This window comes from Massilia sp. Masssp94, assembly GCF_059491305.1.
This window is the reverse complement of record NZ_CP168501.1, coordinates 2618846-2635391: the sequence shown is the minus strand read 5'-3', so window position 1 is coordinate 2635391 and position 16546 is coordinate 2618846. Positions and strand designations below refer to the sequence as shown.

The 16546-nt window shown below is 59.6% G+C and carries 22 protein-coding genes and 1 tRNA gene; 11 read left to right on the top strand and 12 right to left on the bottom strand.

Annotation, left to right across the window (positions count from 1 at the left end; all coding sequences use genetic code 11):
• Positions 1 to 17: 17 nt before the first annotated feature.
• Positions 18 to 206, bottom strand: coding sequence for a FitA-like ribbon-helix-helix domain-containing protein (locus ACEN9G_RS11665; RefSeq protein ID WP_483126664.1), 189 nt, complete (start codon positions 204 to 206; stop codon positions 18 to 20).
• 106 nt (positions 207 to 312) lie between these two features.
• Here ACEN9G_RS11665 and ACEN9G_RS11660 point away from each other — a divergent pair, with 106 nt between their 5' ends.
• From ACEN9G_RS11660 to ACEN9G_RS11630, 7 genes are all read left to right on the top strand, one after another.
• Positions 313 to 501 (top strand): Arc family DNA-binding protein, encoded by a 189-nt coding sequence (locus tag ACEN9G_RS11660; protein WP_483126663.1) that lies wholly within the window; start codon positions 313 to 315, stop codon positions 499 to 501.
• Between the two features lie 189 nt (positions 502 to 690).
• Positions 691 to 1020 carry a hypothetical protein gene (locus ACEN9G_RS11655; protein WP_413336900.1) on the top strand — a complete coding sequence of 110 codons (330 nt, stop codon included), beginning with the start codon at positions 691 to 693 and terminating at the stop codon, positions 1018 to 1020.
• The gene (locus ACEN9G_RS11650; RefSeq protein WP_413336901.1) at positions 1017 to 1358 is read left to right on the top strand and encodes a hypothetical protein; all 342 of its coding nucleotides are present in this window, start codon (positions 1017 to 1019) and stop codon (positions 1356 to 1358) included. Before ACEN9G_RS11655 ends, ACEN9G_RS11650 begins: the two co-directional genes overlap by 4 nt.
• Complete coding sequence (locus tag ACEN9G_RS11645) at positions 1355 to 1561, top strand: hypothetical protein (RefSeq protein ID WP_413336902.1); 207 nt, start codon at positions 1355 to 1357, stop codon at positions 1559 to 1561. The genes ACEN9G_RS11650 and ACEN9G_RS11645 overlap by 4 nt, the downstream gene beginning before the upstream one ends.
• Positions 1558 to 1953, top strand: coding sequence for a hypothetical protein (locus ACEN9G_RS11640; RefSeq protein ID WP_413336903.1), 396 nt, complete (start codon positions 1558 to 1560; stop codon positions 1951 to 1953). Before ACEN9G_RS11645 ends, ACEN9G_RS11640 begins: the two co-directional genes overlap by 4 nt.
• Positions 1943 to 2362, top strand: a complete 420-nt coding sequence (locus ACEN9G_RS11635) for a DNA primase (RefSeq protein WP_413336904.1) — start codon at positions 1943 to 1945, stop codon at positions 2360 to 2362. Before ACEN9G_RS11640 ends, ACEN9G_RS11635 begins: the two co-directional genes overlap by 11 nt.
• On the top strand, positions 2355 to 3467 hold the full coding sequence (locus tag ACEN9G_RS11630; protein WP_413336905.1) for an AAA family ATPase: 1113 nt from the start codon (positions 2355 to 2357) through the stop codon (positions 3465 to 3467). Before ACEN9G_RS11635 ends, ACEN9G_RS11630 begins: the two co-directional genes overlap by 8 nt.
• 1702 nt (positions 3468 to 5169) lie before the next feature.
• On the opposite strand, the gene ACEN9G_RS11625 is transcribed toward ACEN9G_RS11630, so the two are convergent.
• The 8 genes from ACEN9G_RS11625 to petA all read right to left on the bottom strand — a co-directional run bounded on the left by ACEN9G_RS11625 (position 5170) and on the right by petA (position 11423).
• On the bottom strand, positions 5170 to 6672 hold the full coding sequence (locus ACEN9G_RS11625) for a hypothetical protein (protein ID WP_413336906.1): 1503 nt from the start codon (positions 6670 to 6672) through the stop codon (positions 5170 to 5172).
• A 90-nt stretch (positions 6673 to 6762) separates the two neighbouring features.
• Positions 6763 to 6957, bottom strand: coding sequence for a hypothetical protein (locus ACEN9G_RS11620; protein ID WP_413336907.1), 195 nt, complete (start codon positions 6955 to 6957; stop codon positions 6763 to 6765).
• Positions 6958 to 7237: 280 nt separating this feature from the next.
• Positions 7238 to 7313: transfer RNA gene (locus tag ACEN9G_RS11615), tRNA-Thr, on the bottom strand.
• A 21-nt stretch (positions 7314 to 7334) separates the two neighbouring features.
• Positions 7335 to 7808, bottom strand: coding sequence for a ClpXP protease specificity-enhancing factor (locus ACEN9G_RS11610; protein WP_413336908.1), 474 nt, complete (start codon positions 7806 to 7808; stop codon positions 7335 to 7337).
• 90 nt (positions 7809 to 7898) lie between these two features.
• The gene (locus tag ACEN9G_RS11605) at positions 7899 to 8510 is read right to left on the bottom strand and encodes a glutathione S-transferase N-terminal domain-containing protein (RefSeq protein WP_036231132.1); all 612 of its coding nucleotides are present in this window, start codon (positions 8508 to 8510) and stop codon (positions 7899 to 7901) included.
• Between the two features lie 90 nt (positions 8511 to 8600).
• Positions 8601 to 9362 carry a cytochrome c1 gene (locus ACEN9G_RS11600; protein ID WP_413336909.1) on the bottom strand — a complete coding sequence of 254 codons (762 nt, stop codon included), beginning with the start codon at positions 9360 to 9362 and terminating at the stop codon, positions 8601 to 8603.
• A 29-nt stretch (positions 9363 to 9391) separates the two neighbouring features.
• Entirely contained in the window at positions 9392 to 10807 is a 1416-nt protein-coding gene (locus ACEN9G_RS11595) for a cytochrome b (protein WP_413336910.1), read from the bottom strand.
• 1 nt (position 10808) lies between these two features.
• A complete protein-coding gene (petA, locus tag ACEN9G_RS11590; RefSeq protein ID WP_413336911.1) occupies positions 10809 to 11423 on the bottom strand; it encodes a ubiquinol-cytochrome c reductase iron-sulfur subunit in 615 nt (204 codons plus the stop codon).
• A gap of 265 nt (positions 11424 to 11688) precedes the next feature.
• On the opposite strand from petA, the gene mscL reads away from it, so the two are divergent.
• The 4 genes from mscL to ACEN9G_RS11570 are packed head-to-tail and all read left to right on the top strand — an operon-like array spanning position 11689 to position 14361.
• Entirely contained in the window at positions 11689 to 12123 is a 435-nt protein-coding gene (gene mscL / locus ACEN9G_RS11585; RefSeq protein ID WP_413336912.1) for a large conductance mechanosensitive channel protein MscL, read from the top strand.
• 16 nt (positions 12124 to 12139) lie between these two features.
• Complete coding sequence (locus tag ACEN9G_RS11580) at positions 12140 to 13276, top strand: Do family serine endopeptidase (RefSeq protein ID WP_413336913.1); 1137 nt, start codon at positions 12140 to 12142, stop codon at positions 13274 to 13276.
• A 14-nt stretch (positions 13277 to 13290) separates the two neighbouring features.
• Positions 13291 to 13977 carry a DUF2461 domain-containing protein gene (locus tag ACEN9G_RS11575; RefSeq protein ID WP_413336914.1) on the top strand — a complete coding sequence of 229 codons (687 nt, stop codon included), beginning with the start codon at positions 13291 to 13293 and terminating at the stop codon, positions 13975 to 13977.
• Between the two features lie 12 nt (positions 13978 to 13989).
• On the top strand, positions 13990 to 14361 hold the full coding sequence (locus ACEN9G_RS11570; RefSeq protein WP_413336915.1) for a cupin domain-containing protein: 372 nt from the start codon (positions 13990 to 13992) through the stop codon (positions 14359 to 14361).
• A gap of 8 nt (positions 14362 to 14369) precedes the next feature.
• On the opposite strand, the gene ACEN9G_RS11565 is transcribed toward ACEN9G_RS11570, so the two are convergent.
• From ACEN9G_RS11565 to secB, 3 genes are all read right to left on the bottom strand, one after another.
• Entirely contained in the window at positions 14370 to 15398 is a 1029-nt protein-coding gene (locus ACEN9G_RS11565) for an NAD(P)H-dependent glycerol-3-phosphate dehydrogenase (protein WP_413336916.1), read from the bottom strand.
• Between the two features lie 17 nt (positions 15399 to 15415).
• A complete protein-coding gene (locus ACEN9G_RS11560) occupies positions 15416 to 15871 on the bottom strand; it encodes an SH3 domain-containing protein (RefSeq protein WP_413336917.1) in 456 nt (151 codons plus the stop codon).
• Between the two features lie 100 nt (positions 15872 to 15971).
• Positions 15972 to 16445 (bottom strand): protein-export chaperone SecB, encoded by a 474-nt coding sequence (secB, locus tag ACEN9G_RS11555; protein ID WP_056134424.1) that lies wholly within the window; start codon positions 16443 to 16445, stop codon positions 15972 to 15974.
• Between the last annotated feature and the right edge of the window lie 101 nt (positions 16446 to 16546).

Here is a 16546-nt window from a genome sequence, read left to right as displayed (position 1 = left end):
GTGTGATCGGAAGACACCTATCTTTCGCTGTTCTTAAGCTTGGCCGCTACCCGTCTCGCTACCTCCTCAGCAAGCACATCAAGATCCATATCTGTAGTTGTGTTGCCTTCTACCGAACTCTGAAGTATGTCCAAAATCTCAGCATTTAGGCTACGCTTGCGCGCGGCCGCACGCGCTTCGAGCTGCGCACGTAGCTCTTCGGGCATCCGGAGTGGGTACGGGATTGGTTGGGTAGCCATAACACAGCAGCATAAGAGTCTTCTAGATACTACGCAAAGAGTCTTCTTGACTCTAAGAGTCAAATAGACTCTAATGATTGCTAGGCATTTGATCGAGGACAACATGGCACTCAAACAGCAGACCCCAACCCCGGTGAGACTTCCCCAAGAACTTAAGGACTGGATCAAGTCACGCGCGGGCGCCAACCTTCGGTCCGTCAATGCCGAGATTACAGCCTTGCTCATCAAGGCTCGTGAGGTCGAGCGGTGTCAATCTGCCTGACTCCGGAATCGCGAGAGGGAGATGTAATGGATTAACCGATGGCGAAATGAAAAGGGCCAGCGTGCGAGGCTGACCCTTGGAATTTCTTTTGCAACCGCGCCCGGCGGAACCGGGAGTTGCTGCAGTGACGAAGGGTGAGAGCTTCGTCACTGTGGTGTGGACAGGTGCATCTTTTTCAAGGAGCAGCACATGAACGAGACGAAGTTTACCTCAAAAATTGGCGGTGCGACATCGCCAGAAGAAAAAAAGGCGGTTCTTTCTCCAGAATACGCCGGCCGAATCGAGAGCCCTTACGGAGTCCAATACATCAACCGCGACGAGGCGGTTGATCACGCACACATGCGGGCCCGGCAGCTCTCGAGTCTGCTTCTGCTCATCCAAGGCGATAACGCCGAAGGTTTTCGTGGCCTTGGACTGGGCGCGCAAGATAGCCTGCTGTGGATGGCCGTCCAGATGGCTGACGAGCTAAAGGATATGGTCGACATTGTTGCAGCTGACGCTCAGGAGGACCAGGTATGAGCCAGACGACAACGCCACCGGTATTGGACAACCATGCTCCGTTGTTCGAACCGTTTGAGTGGGTGGCCCGAGCCCATCAAACAGGACCCTATGACCTGCTGTCTGATGTGCGTGACCTTGCCGCAGGGGCAGGCGTGATCATGGCAATGATCGAGCAGTCGGACATAGATGTCGACAACGGCGAAGCTCCCCTGTTCACTCCATTCAATAGAGGGCGATTGCTGCGTATGAGTATCGCTGCGATGAACACTATCGATGTGCAAGTCGAGCGTTACTTTGATCGCATGAGCAAGGACGGCGAGAAATTACGTGTCAGTACTGGGAGGAATGCACCATGACTCAGTATGAGCGAATGGCAAAGTTGTTCGCCGCAACCGATGATGCTGGGCGGCACTTTGTCATGGTTGTGCTGGAGTATGAATACGAACGTGTCCAGCGCATGCGCCGCCCGACCTTGCGCCTGATCCAAGGAGGCCCACCGGCCGCGTCGACCACTAAGCCCCGCGCATCGGTGCGCACCAAAAAAAAGGAGTCGGCATGACTACGTTCACCACTGCTCCCGTCAGCCCGGGCGCCGCCCGCATCGCCGGCATCGACGTCGACCAGCTGCTGCACGACATTGGCGAAGCCAGCGCGCAGGGTAGCAGCACCGCGCTGTTCGGCCTGCTGCTGAGCGCGCAACGCGTGTTGGTTCAGGTCAGCGCCGACGTCCACCCGAAACCCACTGAAACCCGCATGGATGCTGTGTCCCACGGTGGCGTCGGAGGAGTTCACGGGCACCGTGGGACACGCCTGACCGATGCCGACTACGCGGCCATGGTGAAGCGCTACGAGGATGCCGGCGACGTCCAGAACGCGAACATCATCCGTCGACAGTGCGAGGTTGCGCGCGCAACTGGCGAGTGCAAGAGCGGAGTGAATCATGCGTTCTGATGCTCTCTTGGCCCGACTGGATCTCGTGCGCAAGACCGGCAACGGGCGCTGGGTATGCCGCTGCCCAACTCACGACGACAGAGGCCCAAGCCTGTCTGTTCGTGAGTTGGATGATGGCCGCGTGCTGCTTCATTGCTTTGCCGGCTGCGACGTGCAAAGCATTCTGGATGCGATCGGCTTGGCTTTCGAGGATCTTTTTCCCGAGCGGATTGGCGGCGATGTTGTAAAGCGAGAGCGTCGGCCCTTCAATGCCGCCGACGTTTTGCGCTGCCTGTCCTTTGAAGCCCTGATCCTGTGCCAGTATGCGACCACCATGGCAAAGGGTGATGCACTGACGAAGGACGCGAGAGAACGGCTGCTGACCGCTGCCAAGCGATTCCAACACGGCGCGGAGGTGACACATGCGTGACGGCTGGGATAGCGTCTTTCGTGGGGCGGTGGCGTTGGACGGGATGCCGGATCGCGAACGGATCGTGAAGATTCGTTGCGGTGCCGACATCAAGCCGCTGCCGATCACATGGCTATGGCCTGGCTGGCTCCCGGCAGGGAAACTGACCATTCTCGCCGGTGCAGCCGGCACGGGTAAGACCACTTTGGCTCTAGCGCTCGCAGCCGTCATCACCGGCCGCAGCCGTTGGCCCGACGGCGCGGCCAGCAGGACGACGGGCAACGTCCTGATCTGGTCCAGCGAAGACGTGGCCGACGATACTCTGGTTCCGCGGTTGCTTGCATCCGGCGCCAATCTCGAGCGTTGTTATTTCATCGAGGGCATCGCCCATAATGGTCAGAGTGTGCCGTTTGACCCGTCGCAGGACATCTTGGAACTGCACCGCACGGCTCAAGCGATCGGCGGTGTCAGTCTGCTGCTGATCGATCCGATCGTGTCTGTCGTAGCCGGCGACATGCACAGGGCGAACGACGTTCGCCGAAGCCTGCAGGCCGTGGTGGATTTTGCGGACGCGCACGGCTGCGCCGTTATCGGCATCACGCATTTTGCCAAGGGCGGCGCCGGCCGTGCGCCACAGGATCGGGTCATTGGTTCGCAGGCGTTCGGCGCGCTGGCGCGCATGGTCCTGGTGGCAGCCAAGGAAGAGGGCGGCGGCCGGCGCGTCCTGGCGCGGGCCAAGTCGAACATCGCCTTGGACGATGGCGGCGTCGCATATTCGATTGGGGCTGTCACCTTGGACAGTGGGATCGAGACGACTCACGCCGTTTGGGAGGGAACTATTGAAGGGACCGCGCGCGAGATCCTTGGCTCGGTCGAGTATGTCGAGGATGACGCCAACGGGGAGCAGCAAGATGCCGAGCAGTTCCTCCGTGATCTTCTAACCGACGGGCCCGTGCCGACCAAGCAGATTAAAGCCGACGCGCTCGGGGCTGGCTACGCTTGGCGGACAATCGAGAGGGCCAAGCGTGACCTTGGCATTGAAGCGGTGAAGGCCGGTATGAAGGTCGGATGGGAGTGGCATCTCCCGAAGACCGCCAAAAACGCCGAAGACCGCCACACAAATTAAGTGGCGGTCTTCGGTAAAAATGGCGGTCTTCGTGGCGGTGTTCGTCCCCGCATCATCGATTTCCTAACGTTAGGAAACGTCGAGCTGACGCCTGCCTAGCATTTTGCAGGCGTTTGCTGACGCAACGAAGGAGAGAGGAAGTGTTTGGGATACCGCTTGTTGTAGTGCTAATGCAACATCAGTACCTGATTTGTAGATGGTCTAGAACTGACGTTGGAACACAGACGAATACAGAGTGTTGACGAAACCCAGTACGGGCGCGGGCTGCGGACCGAAACCAAACACAGAACGGCCACAGAATTGGAAATCCAAGGGACAAGAATTTATTCCGCACTGGTCGTACGTAGATTGGGTCTCTTGACCATGGGAAATTTCCTGTTTTAGTATTGGGGCGTCGGTCTCCGGCAATTACCTCGCTATCGCTTTCTCTTCCTTGGAAAGGAAAGCTGATTCACAAGCTGCCTTTGCGGCATCTCCTCTCCGCTGGCCTCATGTTTGAGAGGTCATGTGACAGCAATTCAAACTCTCAAATTTCGATCACTTGATCGATCGCGGCAGCGCCAACTTGTTATGGCGACGTTCCCATGGAAGTACCGCGCTCACAGCAATCCATTCGGGACAAAAGAGCGAATTTCCGGCACCGACCGGACACAGGACGCGCTGGCTTATAGCCGGGCTACTGCTGACTTTCGCGACGCTCTAGGGCGGCAACCAAACCACGAGGGTGCTGGCGTCACCCGCGACCTGCCCAAAGGGCGGGGCACGCCACGCGAGAAACCGCGTCAACGTTCTGGGCCTGGCAGCGGTAGGTCAGGCGATCGGTAGCCGAAAGGCGCCGACGTGTTGCCGACGCCATGAAGGCGGCAGCATGAAATGAGTGTGCTTAAGTTTGGGCTCCTTCGCCCCGGCTGTGTTCAATTTGTTCAATAGGTGAGATATGCATCAGCGAGATCCTGAGGTAGGACCAAGTGTGGTCGCAGCCAGTCTGCTTGCGCAAGAGCAACGGACTCACGTTGATACATCGCGTGCAGCCTTCTATCTATGTCGGAAACCCCAGACGATGCGTGTTTGGGTATCGACGGAACGGGGGCCAATACGTCCCATCCGCATCAATGGCCGGTTGGCCTGGCCAGTGGCTGAGATTCGACGGTTGCTTAGTCTTTGCTGATCACTGTGACGCCAGCGAAATACGGAAAAGTAGGGTAGTGCGGCTGCAGATTTTGCTCACCCATGAATTTATGGCAAAAATGCCCCTACCCTGCCATTAGGTGTCAGGTTGGCCCCCCCCTTTCACCCATTACCTAACCACGTTGGATTGTGGTTAGGTGGAAGGTTCCACCTAACCACTTCGCCGCCTGCGGAACTAGCTGCGCAAGGCGAGTTTAGACGAGCATTTGCAACCACGCCTGACCGAACTCGGCAACATGGACGCATCTTGTTCATTTGAGGTCAGCCCCATGAGTAGCCCTAAGTACAAAGGTCACACTACCTCCAGCTCGAACTATGTGCCGCTCGATCTCGAGCAGCGCACACACGTGGACACGGCGAGTGCTGCGTATCACTTGGGCCGCAAGGCGCAAACAATGCGAGTGTGGGCGTCGACGGAACAGGGGCCAATACGGCCGGTCCGGGTCAACGGTCGATTGGCTTGGCCTGTTGCCGAGATTCGCCAACTGCTCCGCTCGCCGCGATGTAGTTGAGATTAAGGTGGGAAAATGGTGGATGACGCACCAACGCCGGTTCCCAAAACTTTAAAAATTTGGCGTGTTTGCACTCCACCGACTGGGTTTCCAGCGAAGGGAGCGAACATCGTACGGAACTCTGGCGATGCTACTTTAGCATAGACCAAAAGTGCCCCCTGCTCGATACCTGTCGCATCAAATAGGAAATCACAGTAGATCCCATTGTCATGAGACGCGGTAGCACGCCAAACAAAACGAGGTAACGATGCGGTTAGTATTTCGAGCCCATCTTTGACCGTTCCGGCAACCACATCTTTTAATACCTCGGCCTTAAAATCGCTACCGGTAGTCAAGTAGATATCCCACTCCGGCCGCTGGAGGTGGGCGAAAAACTGAGCGCGCACCATCTCTATGAAACTGTCCAGCTCTAGGATCGTGTCATGTATTAGCTCGAATGGGATGCGGATCTTCTTGTATAGAGGAAGGAGCATCAGGAACGGAAGCGCAATTACTTCGCCGCCGGGGATATTGCTACGCCATTCGGTTTTCATGACGTCCAAAGTCGGGGCTGGGTTGCCAAAATGGGCTCCCGGGACAGTGGCAAAACGCATCCGAGCAAACGGGCCGAGTTGGTCATCATGAACGTATATTTTCCCGATTCGAGAGGACGCTAGCCTAAAACCAGTTTGCCCTGACGGAACTATAGGATCAGTACCGTATTCATAGCCGGCAACTGCTACGGCATGTCTACCGATGACGCGGAACGGTGTCGCACCGGTGGCGTCGTAGTCTACAAGCTGTATGCCAAAAAGAACTGGGATTTTCCCACGCATGTATGCGTATAGGGTGCTCTTAACCAAATGAGCATGCGATGCGCCAACAACCTGGGGTTCCAGGCCCACAGAATTAATAGCATATGCCATTTGCTGTGACGTAAGCCCCTTGTTTGGGAACGCCCTTGTATTTGGCATATCACCGTCCGGCAAACTTGCTGACCCCGCCTTAGTGATCTCCGTTGGAGAAAGTATCGGATGATGAAAATATCGCCCCGTGGCATGAAAGATCGACCAAAGAGCGCTAGTTGCGCAAGCAGCCGCTACACTATCTTGTTCTTGAAACGGAAGTGACTCAACAGAGAGGCTGATACCTGCAAGATTCGCGGTGTATCGTTGCACAACCGGAAAATTCCGGCGACCCTTCTCGGAAGGGTAGGTCTTAAGGCAGGTACGACCAATGATGGTCTGCGGGAGGGGTTTCACTACGACAAAGCCGAGGTAACTATCCTGCAGCGTTGCAATACTAAGTGGGGATGCCTCACCGGAAAGCAGGGCAACAAAATGCTCTTGAGTGAACTCAGAACTGAAAAAGTGAAGACGTGCCGTAACGCGGCGATAGTTGTGGAAGCAACTAACGTAGTAGCCTGTATAGTCGTGAAGGAAATCTTTATCAATATAGGCTGGCTCAAGTACGATAGTACGAGCGCCTAGTTGCTGTAGATATACCTCAAGGAAAGTGCGATGCATCTTTCCATTGACATGGTCTGCGGTCGATTCAGAGCAACTTGCCAGCAGTCGGACCAACTCTGCTGGGGTGTAAGGAAAGACCGTCAACGGTCAGACGGTGACAGGTTCGTGCAGTTCTTTAATGTCAACTGCGCGAGCTTTGGCCAAAACACCTACAGACGCTTCCGATAACGTTAAGGACTCGTGAATTTTTTGTTGGCCATAGGCACTAGCCAGCCAAGCAGCGATGGCATCAACAGACACCCCTACTGCGGCAGGAGCATCGCCAAGTTTAAAAAATTCCATGTTATCCCCGGGAGCAGGTGTTGGTTGTTAATTTTTCAATGCACCGTGTATGCGACAAAGTATATCTAGTTTGCCGTAATGCACAAAGCGCAGTTACAAAATATCTTGAAAGTAAGGAAAGGTTGCTGTTGTTTTTGGGAAACTTTAAACTGATACGGGAGCAAGGATTGGTTTGTTCCTAGATGAATTGCAGCAATCCGAAAATCCTACACTAAACCTACACGGCGCGTAGAAAGCAAAAAGCCCAACCATAAAGGCTGGGCTAAGTGCTTGATTCTATTGGTGCCGGCTGCAGGACTCGAACCCGCCACCTGATGATTACAAATCAACTGCTCTACCTGATGAGCTAAGCCGGCAATGTGGCCAGAATTATACCCTTATTTGATCCGGGTCAACGTGGGGCGTCCACCTTTTTTGGGTGGTTCGTCATCGTCGTCGGGTACATGCGACACCTCGGACGTCTTGGCCGGGACGGCAGCCAGGCCGGGAGCCGGGGCGGCTGCCGGTTCCGGTGCGGGCGCGGACAGGTCGGCGGCCGTCGTCGACACGTCGAAGGCCATGCCCTGGCCGTTTTCGTTGGCGTAGATGGCCAGCACGTTGTGGACCGGGATGTACAGCTCGCGCGAGACGCCGTTGAAGCGCGCCCGGAAGGTGATCGCGTCGTTGTCCATTTTCAGCCCGGAGGTCGCGCCGTAGCTGATGTTCAGAATGATCTCGCCCTTTTTCACGTATTCCATGGGAACCGTGGTGGCGGCGTCGACCTTGACGGCCAGGTAAGGCGTGTAGCCGCTGTCCGTGCACCATTCGTAAATGGCACGCAGCAGGTACGGCTTGGTGGAGATGTCGGGCATGGTGTGATCGGAATGATGCGAGATGTTACACGCCAGTGTACTTCGATTCGCCTGCGGCGGCGTAAACTGGCGTGCAACGGAGGTGGCGCGTTAACGGCGCATCACCTTTTCGGACGGGGTCAGGGCTTCGATGTAGGCCGGACGCGAGAAGATGCGCTCGGCATACTTCATCAGCGGTGCCGCGGTCTTCGACAGTTCGATGCCGTAGTGATCCAGGCGCCACAGCAGCGGAGCAATGGCCACGTCCAGCATCGAGAACTCGTCGCCCAGCATGTACTTGTTCTTCAGGAACAGCGGAGCCAGCGTCGTCAGGCGGTCGCGGATTTCGGCGCGCGCCTTGTCGTGGCTCTTGTCGCCCACCTTGTTGCGCTCGTTTTCGAGCGTGTTGACGTGGACGAACAGTTCCTTCTCGAAGTTGAACAGCATCAGGCGGGCACGGGCGCGCATGAGCGGGTCGGCCGGCATCAACTGCGGATGCGGGAAGCGCTCGTCGATGTATTCGTTGATGATGTTCGATTCGTACAGAATCAGTTCGCGCTCGACCAGGATCGGCACCTGGCCGTACGGATTCATCGTCGAGATGTCCTCGGGCTTGTTGAACAAATCCACGTCGCGCACTTCGAAGTCCATGCCCTTTTCGAACAGGACCAGGCGGCAGCGCTGGGAGAACGGGCACGTGGTGCCGGAGTAGAGAACCATCATGGTTTATAGTTCCTTCAAGAAACAAAGGGGTGAAGCGCCAGGCGGCTCACCCCGAATAGACATTGCCCGCATTATAACCGGGCAATCAACTCACTTTACGTCTTTCCAATAAGAAGCATTCAACGACCAGGCAAGGAAAGCGAATAATGCGAGGAAAATCACGACGATCGCGCCCAGGCGCTTGCGAAAATCGCGCGCCGGTTCGGCCATCCAGTCCATGAATCCGACCAGGTCGGCCACCTGCGTATCGAATTCCTGCTGACTCAGGGTGCCCGGAGTCACCTGCTCGAATCCGGCGAAGCGGTGCACGGTCTTGCCAGGCTCGTGCGGATCCGGTTCCTCGACCATCTTGACCGTACGCACACCCTGCAATTGCCACAGCACGTGCGGCATGGCGACGTTCGGCACGACCAGGTTGTTCCAACCGGTCGGACGGGCGTCGTCCTTGTAGAAAGTGCGCAGGTAAGTGTAGATGTAGTCGGGGCCGGACCCGGCACTCGAGGCGCGCGCGCGCGTGATTACCGACAGGTCCGGCGGCACGGCGCCGAACCAGGATTTCGCATCCGCGGGACGCATTGCGATCGTCATCATGTCGCCCACCTTCTCGCCCGAGAACAGCAGGTTGTTCTTGATCTGGTCTTCGCTCAAGCCCAGATCGCGCAGACGATTGTAGCGCATCGACGATGCGGAATGGCAGTTCAGGCAGTAGTTGACGAACAGCTTGGCGCCGTTTTGCAGCGACGCGATGTCGGTGCGTTCCGGCGCCCGGTCGAGCGCGACCGTCCCTTCGTTCGCGAACACGAATCCCGGCAGCAGGGCCAGGACCGCGAGCAGTTTTTTCGAGAAAAACATCATGGTTGTCCTTTGGCTAGTTTCCGGAATCAATGCGGGGTGAACGTGACACGCTTCGGTACCGGCTTGAACCGGCCCATCGCGCTCCACCACGGCATCAGGAGGAAGAAGCTAAAGTACAGCAGCGTGCAGGCCTGGGCGAGCAGCGTGTAGGCCGGGGTCGGCAGCTGGGTGCCGAGGTAGCCGAGCGTCAGGAACGCGACGAAGAACACCGCGTACACGTATTTGTGCCAGCTCGGGCGGTAGCGGATCGATTTCACCGGCGAATGGTCCAGCCATGGCAGCAGGGCCAGGATCACGACGGCCGAGCCGAACAGCACGACGCCCCAGAATTTCGCATCCAGCACTTGCGGCAGCATGCCGATCTCGGCCAGGATCGCGACGACGGTGATCGCGATCTTGGTCTTGTACGACAGGCGCGAACGCAGCCAGATGAACACGACGTACGCGGCAATGCCGGCCATCACGACCCACATGAAGTCGGACGTCGTCGCGCGCAGCACCGAGTAGAACGGCGTGAAGTACCAGGTCGGCGCGATGTGCGGCGGGGTCTTCAGCGAGTCGGCGGGCAGGAAGTTGTTGTATTCCAGGAAGTAGCCGCCCATCTCAGGCGCGAAGAACACGACGGCGCTGTAGATCAGCAGGAAGGCCGACACGCCGAACAGGTCCTTCGTCGTGTAGTACGGGTGCGAGGGGATCGTGTCGACGCCGTGGCCGTCCGGGCCCAGGTTTTCCTTGACCTCGATGCCGTCCGGGTTGTTCGAACCCACTTCGTGCAGCGCGATCAGGTGCGCGGCGACGAGGCCCAGCAGCACCAGCGGGATCGCGATCACGTGGAAGGCGAAGAAGCGGTTCAGCGTGGCGTCCGACACGACGTAGTCGCCGCGGATCCACAGCGACAGGTCCGGGCCGATGAACGGGATGGCGCTGAACAGGTTCACGATCACCTGGGCGCCCCAGTACGACATCTGGCCCCATGGCAGCAGGTAGCCGAAGAACGCCTCGGCCATCAGGCACAGGAAGATCGCGAAGCCGAACAGCCAGATCAGCTCGCGCGGCTTGCGGTACGAGCCGTACAGCAGGCCACGGGTCATGTGCAGGTACACGACGATGAAGAAGGCCGAGGCGCCGGTCGAGTGCATGTAGCGCACGAGCCAGCCCCACGGGACTTCGCGCATGATGTATTCGACGGAACCGAACGCGAGGTTGGCGTCCGGCTTGTAGTGCATGGTCAGGAAGATGCCGGTGACGATCTGCAGCACGAGCACCAGCATGGCCAGCGAGCCGAACAGGTACCAGATGTTGAAGTTCTTCGGGGCGTAGTAGCGGCCCCACTGGTCGTTCCACAGCTTCGACAGCGGGAAGCGGTCGTCGACCCAGGCAAGGGCCTTGTGGCTTTTCGGCGCGTCGGCCGGGAGTTTGGTGTCCTTGAACGCTGCGCCCATCTTATGCCTCGCCTTTCTCGTCTTTGCCGATCAAGATCTTGTTATCGGACAGGTACATGTACGGAGGAACATCGAGGTTGGCGGGGGCCGGCTTGTTCTTGAAGACGCGGCCCGACAGGTCGAATGTGGAACCGTGGCAGGGGCAGAGGAAGCCGCCGTGCCAGTCGTCCGGCAGGTTCGGCTGGGGACCTTCGGCAAAGCGGGCGGAGGGCGAGCAGCCGAGGTGGGAGCAGATGCCGACGACGACGAGCACTTCCTTGTGCTTGTCGTAGGCGCGGAATTCGTTCTTCGCGTATGCCGGCACCGGCATTTGATAGGGTTTATCGGAATTCGGATCGGCAACGAGGTTGTCGTTCTTCGGCAGACTGGCCAACATTTCGGGAGTGCGGCGGAGGATCCATACGGGCTTGCCGCGCCACTCCACGACTTTCAGTTCACCCGGTTTGACATCGGAAATATCCGCTTCGACCGGAGCACCGGCCGCCTTCGCTCGTTCCGAGGGCTGCAACGTACTGACCAGCACCCCGGCCGTTGAAACACCGACAACGCCACCCGCCGCGCATGTAGCCACGAGCAAGCCTCGCCGGCCTGAATCGACCTGCTTCTCATTACTCATACCAACTCCATTCGTCAAATGCGAAATGTTGCAATGCAATACGTTGCAAACCAGTAAAAGGCTTTTTTGCAACAGTCGATTATAGGTGAACAGTTTTGCAAATTAAAGAAAAAACGTTTGCCGTGTCAGGCGGCTTCCAAAAACGCCCGTTTTTGACTTGGACCACTTGGCCACATGGTTATCTCGCCGGATCGGATCGCCCCACGTTTCCTGTATCATCGCTGTGAACCTGACAAGGTTTTAAAAAACACAAGGGGGGTCCGTGATGGCTATGCTGGAAGAGTTCAAGAAATTTGCGATGAAGGGCAACGTCGTCGACCTGGCGGTCGGCGTGATCATCGGCGGCGCGTTCGGACGCATCGTCGATTCGCTCGTGCAGGACGTCATCATGCCCCCGATCGGCAAGCTGTTCGGCGGCCTCGATTTCGCCAGCTACTACATCCCGCTCAACGGCCAGGCATACGGCCTGCCGCTGGCCGAGGCCAAGAAGGCCGGCGCCGTGCTTGCGTACGGTAATTTCTTCACGATCCTGCTGAACTTCGTGATCCTTGCCTTCGTCATCTTCCAGATGGTGCGCCTGATGAACCGCATGCGTGCGCCGCTCACCAAAGCGGAAGAAGAGAAAGAGGTGGCCGCGGCGGTGGCAGTATCGGAAGAGGTCGTGCTGCTCCGTGAAATCCGCGATTCGCTGAAGCGCTGAACACAGGAGTTCCCCGATGCGCCGCTACTGGCTGCTGTTCGCGCAAACCGTCACGATCGCCCTCGGCATCTATGTCGTGATCGCGGCGCTGCGGCCGGCGTGGACGGGGCGCGCGCCGACCCAGGTCGGCGGGGTAGTGCCCGTGCTACAGGCGCCCGGCGGCGGCCCGGCGCCGGCCAGCTACCGCGACGCGGCCGGCCGCGCGATGCCGGCCGTCGTCAACATCCTCACCAGCAAGGCGTTGCGCGAAACGCATCCGCTGCTCAAGGATCCATTCTTCAAACGGTTTTTCGGCGACAAGATGCCGCCGCAGGAACAGATGGCCAGCCTGGGCTCCGGCGTGATCGTCAGCGGCGACGGCTATATCCTGACCAATTATCACGTCGTGGAAGGCGCCGACGAGATCGAGGTCGGCCTCGCGGACGGGCGCAAATCGGCCGCCAGCATCGTCGGCACCGATCCGGAAACAGACCTCGCCGTCATCCGCATCAAGGCGGATAAATTGCCCGTGATCGTGCTGGGCGACCCCGGGCAGGCGCGCGTGGGCGACGTCGTGCTCGCGATCGGCAATCCGTTCGGCGTGGGCCAGACCGTCACCCTCGGCATCATCTCGGCGCTGGGCCGCAACAACCTGCACATCAACCACTTCGAGAACTTCATCCAGACGGATGCCGCCATCAACTTCGGCAACTCGGGCGGCGCGCTCGTCGATACGCGCGGCAACCTGCTGGGCATCAACTCGGCCATTTATTCGCAAACGGGCGGTTCGGTCGGCATCGGCTTCGCGATTCCCGTGTCGACGGCGAAGACCGTGCTCGATTCCATCATCAAGCATGGCCAGGTCGTGCGCGGCTGGATCGGCGTCGAATCGCAGGACATCACGCCCGAACTGGCCGACAGCTTCGGCCTCCCGCGCGACCGCGGCGCCATCATCGCCGGCGTCGTGCGCGGTGGACCGGCCGACCGCGCCGGCATGCGTCCGGGCGATATCCTGCTGGCTGTCGAAGGCAAGAAAGTTGGCAGCACCAACGACATGATGAACCTCATCGCCGACCTGCCGCCCGGCGGCAAGGCGCAGATGACGGTCATGCGCAAGAACCGCGAGACGACCATCGCCGTGACCGTCGGCCGCCGTCCGCGCCAGACCCCCTGAACTTTGGATTATCTATGCATCTGCGCGACCTGACGCAATTCCTTTCCGAACTTAAAGAGAGCAATACCCGGCCGTGGTTCATCATGAACAAGCCCCGCTACGACATCCTGCGGGTCGAATTCCTGGAAGTGCTGACGGAACTGATCAAGGAGATCGGCCGGTTCGACAAGCAGATCGTCGCCTGCGACCCGAAGAAGGCGATGTTCCGCTTCCAGCGCGATACGCGCTTTTCGCACGACAAGACGCCGTATAAAACGCATTTCTCGGCCGGCATCGCGCCGGGCAACAAGCGCCGGCCCAGCGAAGGCGGCGGTCCGACCTATTACTTCCACATCGAAGCGGACGGTACGCTGCTGTATGGTGCGGGCGAATACCTGCCGCCGGCGGCGCGCCTGAAGGCGATTCGCGAGCACGTCGTCAACGATGCGACAGGTTTCGCCAAAATGTTGAAGAATAAACATCTGCGCGAAGCGTATGGCGACCTGCAGCCGGAAGACAAGCTGCAACGCCCGCCGAAGGGATTCGATCCGAACCATCCGCTGGTCGAATACCTGAAGCTGAAGAGTTATTTCGTCTGGAAGGAAGAGAAGCTGGACATCAACGCCCCGGACAAGCTCGTGCCGCAGCTTGCGCAGGGATTCAAGGACGCCACCGCGCTTGTCAACTGGCTGCGCGGGGTGCCGCAGACATTCGAAGAGTAAAGGGAGTCACACATGGCGTTGCACCACGCAGTCTCGGGTGAGCGGATCGCACTCCAGCGGGGCGAAGACGACATCGCGAATTTCACCTCGATCGCACTGATCAAGACGGATCACATGGAGTTGATCCGGCTCGTGATACCGAAGGAAAAACCGCTGCCGGAACATTGGGTCGAAGGCGAGATGACCTTGCTGTGCCTGGAAGGCGAGATCGCGTTCCAGGCCCACGGCCGCACGACGATCCTGCGGCCGAACGAGATGGTTTATCTCGCCGGCGGCGAGCCGCATGCGGTCCAGGCCAACCAGGATGCGGTCGCGTTGCTGACCATCCTGCTGCATCCGGGCGATAACACGGGTGGACCGACGCGGAGCACGCCCGCGCCGTAATCTCTGGATCAGGCCAGTTCGTCGCGCGGATCCCGCGCCAGCAGCCTGGTCACCATGTCGCTGGCGGAATCGCCATCGAACAGCACGCCGGCCACCGCATTGGTGATCGGCATGTCGACGCCCAGCCTGGCCGCCAGCTCGCGCACGGCCTTGGCGCAGGGTACCCCTTCGGCCACGTGGCCGAGTTCCCGGACGATCGTGTCGAGCGGTTTGCCCTGGGCCAGTGCCAGGCCTACGCGGCGGTTGCGCGACAGGTCGCCAGTGCACGTCAGGATCAGGTCGCCCATCCCCGTCAGGCCCATGAAGGTGCCCGCATGGCCGCCCAGCGCCGTACCGAGGCGGGTGATTTCCGCGAGGCCGCGCGTGATCAGCGCGGCGCGCGCATTCAGGCCGAGGCCGAGGCCGTCGGCCGTGCCGGTGGCGATGGCGAGGATGTTCTTGACGGCGCCACCTACTTCCACGCCAACCATGTCATCGCAGGAATACACGCGCATATTGCCGCCATGGACGAGCGCGACGACGCGGTCGCGCAGCGCCTTGTCGGTCGAGGCGACCGTCAGCGCGCACGGCAGGCCGCGCGCCACTTCCTGCGCAAACGACGGGCCGGACAGCGCGGCGGCCGGCACGGCATCGCCCAGCACTTCGCGCACGACCTGGTGCGGCAACAGGCCGGTCTCGTATTCGAAGCCCTTGCACAGCCAGACGATGTTCGGAATGGCGCGGCCCTTCAGTTGCAGCAGCAGCGGGCGCAGGCCGGCGACCGGGCAGGCCGCGATCAGCAGCGGCGCCTCGCCGGCGCTGTTCACGACATGCGCGACGGCGGCATCGAAGTCGGCCGTGACGTCCAGGCCGTCCGGGAACGGAAAGCCGGGCAGGTATTCGGTGTTTTCGCGCGCGCTGGCGGCTTGCGCCATCTGCGCGGGATTGCGTCCCCACAGCAGGACGTCGTGGCGCGCGGCGAGCGCGATCGCCACCGCCGTGCCCCAGGCGCCGGCACCGAGGACGGTGATTTTTTGGGGTGGTTTCGGTTCGTGCATGGGTATCGAAATACGGGCTAGATGCCCCAGATGTCGGAAGCCTTGACGTAGCCGCTGGTGCCGTCGCGGTGGCGCACGCGCACCCAGTTGCCGGCTTCCGGATCGACGAGCTCGAGCAGGACGTTTTTTTCGGCCGTCATCACGACGGGCGCATTCTCGTCGGGCGCCGAACGCACCCTGGCGGACGCGACGCGCACGATGACGTTGCGCTTCGCCGACAGGTTTTTCGCTTCGGTCCAGGCCATGTCGCCGGTGGCGTCTCTGATCTTGACCCAGTCGCCGTAGCTGAGGACGACCTCGACCGGCATGCCGCTGGGCGCGACGTACAGCTTGCCGCTGCGGGTGGACGGGGCGTCGTACAGGATCACGGCATGCGCGCCGACCGTCTTGAAATCGAACGCGGCGGCCGCGCACGATGCCAGCAGCAGCAAGCAGCCTGCAATGAGTCGGTGGCGGAAGCGGATGGGGCGCATGTGGGCCTTTGAAGACGTGTCTGCCGAAAGTCGGCATACACGTCAAAGAAACAAGGCGTCCGGCCCCGCCCGGGACGGGCGAAGCGGGACGCCCGGGATATTACTGGTTACCAGCCGGCGTGCCTGCAGCGGCAGCCTGCTCGGCCAGCGCCTGGCGGCGCTGCTGGTAGAACACTTCGAAGTTGATCTCGGCCAGGTGGACCGGCGGGAAACCGGCGCGGGTGATCACGTCGGCGATGTTCGCACGCAGGTACGGGTAGATGATGTTCGGGCAACCGATGCCCAGCAGCGGATCCATCTGCTCGGCCGGGATGTTACGGGCTTCGAAGATACCTGCCTGCTTGCCTTCGGCCAGGAAGGCCACTTTGTCCTTGACCTTGGCGGTCACGGTGATGGTGACGGTCGATTCGTAGATGCCATCGGCAATGCCTTCGGCGCCGACGTCCAGCGCGACCTCGATGGTCGGGGCTTCCTGCTCCAGGAAGATCGCCGGGGAATTCGGTTGTTCCAGCGACAGATCCTTCAGGTAAATACGCTGGATTTGGAATACGGGTTGCAGGTTTTCGTCAGCCATGGAACGCTTTCGTGTAATTGTAAGAAGAATGGCATAGCCTGCCATTCGAGGTGCTTGACTTGTCAAGGCGCCGGCAATTGTATCAAAACCAATTCGGTTTC

Excerpts from the sequence above, each read along its gene's own strand:
- ACEN9G_RS11595 (WP_413336910.1), bottom strand. The coding sequence starts at position 10,807 with ATGGGCGCAGCGTTCAAGGACACCAAACTCCCGGCCGACGCGCCGAAA.
- ACEN9G_RS11600 (WP_413336909.1), bottom strand. The coding sequence starts at position 9,362 with ATGTTTTTCTCGAAAAAACTGCTCGCGGTCCTGGCCCTGCTGCCGGGA.
- ACEN9G_RS11560 (WP_413336917.1), bottom strand. The coding sequence starts at position 15,871 with ATGCGCCCCATCCGCTTCCGCCACCGACTCATTGCAGGCTGCTTGCTG.
- ACEN9G_RS11665 (WP_483126664.1), bottom strand. The coding sequence starts at position 206 with ATGCCCGAAGAGCTACGTGCGCAGCTCGAAGCGCGTGCGGCCGCGCGC.
- ACEN9G_RS11630 (WP_413336905.1), top strand. The coding sequence starts at position 2,355 with ATGCGTGACGGCTGGGATAGCGTCTTTCGTGGGGCGGTGGCGTTGGAC.
- ACEN9G_RS11570 (WP_413336915.1), top strand. The coding sequence starts at position 13,990 with ATGGCGTTGCACCACGCAGTCTCGGGTGAGCGGATCGCACTCCAGCGG.
- ACEN9G_RS11645 (WP_413336902.1), top strand. The coding sequence starts at position 1,355 with ATGACTCAGTATGAGCGAATGGCAAAGTTGTTCGCCGCAACCGATGAT.
- ACEN9G_RS11610 (WP_413336908.1), bottom strand. The coding sequence starts at position 7,808 with ATGCCCGACATCTCCACCAAGCCGTACCTGCTGCGTGCCATTTACGAA.
- ACEN9G_RS11620 (WP_413336907.1), bottom strand. The coding sequence starts at position 6,957 with ATGGAATTTTTTAAACTTGGCGATGCTCCTGCCGCAGTAGGGGTGTCT.
- ACEN9G_RS11580 (WP_413336913.1), top strand. The coding sequence starts at position 12,140 with ATGCGCCGCTACTGGCTGCTGTTCGCGCAAACCGTCACGATCGCCCTC.
- ACEN9G_RS11635 (WP_413336904.1), top strand. The coding sequence starts at position 1,943 with ATGCGTTCTGATGCTCTCTTGGCCCGACTGGATCTCGTGCGCAAGACC.
- ACEN9G_RS11655 (WP_413336900.1), top strand. The coding sequence starts at position 691 with ATGAACGAGACGAAGTTTACCTCAAAAATTGGCGGTGCGACATCGCCA.
- ACEN9G_RS11565 (WP_413336916.1), bottom strand. The coding sequence starts at position 15,398 with ATGCACGAACCGAAACCACCCCAAAAAATCACCGTCCTCGGTGCCGGC.
- ACEN9G_RS11575 (WP_413336914.1), top strand. The coding sequence starts at position 13,291 with ATGCATCTGCGCGACCTGACGCAATTCCTTTCCGAACTTAAAGAGAGC.
- secB (WP_056134424.1), bottom strand. The coding sequence starts at position 16,445 with ATGGCTGACGAAAACCTGCAACCCGTATTCCAAATCCAGCGTATTTAC.
- ACEN9G_RS11640 (WP_413336903.1), top strand. The coding sequence starts at position 1,558 with ATGACTACGTTCACCACTGCTCCCGTCAGCCCGGGCGCCGCCCGCATC.
- ACEN9G_RS11625 (WP_413336906.1), bottom strand. The coding sequence starts at position 6,672 with ATGCATCGCACTTTCCTTGAGGTATATCTACAGCAACTAGGCGCTCGT.
- mscL (WP_413336912.1), top strand. The coding sequence starts at position 11,689 with ATGGCTATGCTGGAAGAGTTCAAGAAATTTGCGATGAAGGGCAACGTC.
- ACEN9G_RS11605 (WP_036231132.1), bottom strand. The coding sequence starts at position 8,510 with ATGATGGTTCTCTACTCCGGCACCACGTGCCCGTTCTCCCAGCGCTGC.
- petA (WP_413336911.1), bottom strand. The coding sequence starts at position 11,423 with ATGAGTAATGAGAAGCAGGTCGATTCAGGCCGGCGAGGCTTGCTCGTG.
- ACEN9G_RS11650 (WP_413336901.1), top strand. The coding sequence starts at position 1,017 with ATGAGCCAGACGACAACGCCACCGGTATTGGACAACCATGCTCCGTTG.
- ACEN9G_RS11660 (WP_483126663.1), top strand. The coding sequence starts at position 313 with ATGATTGCTAGGCATTTGATCGAGGACAACATGGCACTCAAACAGCAG.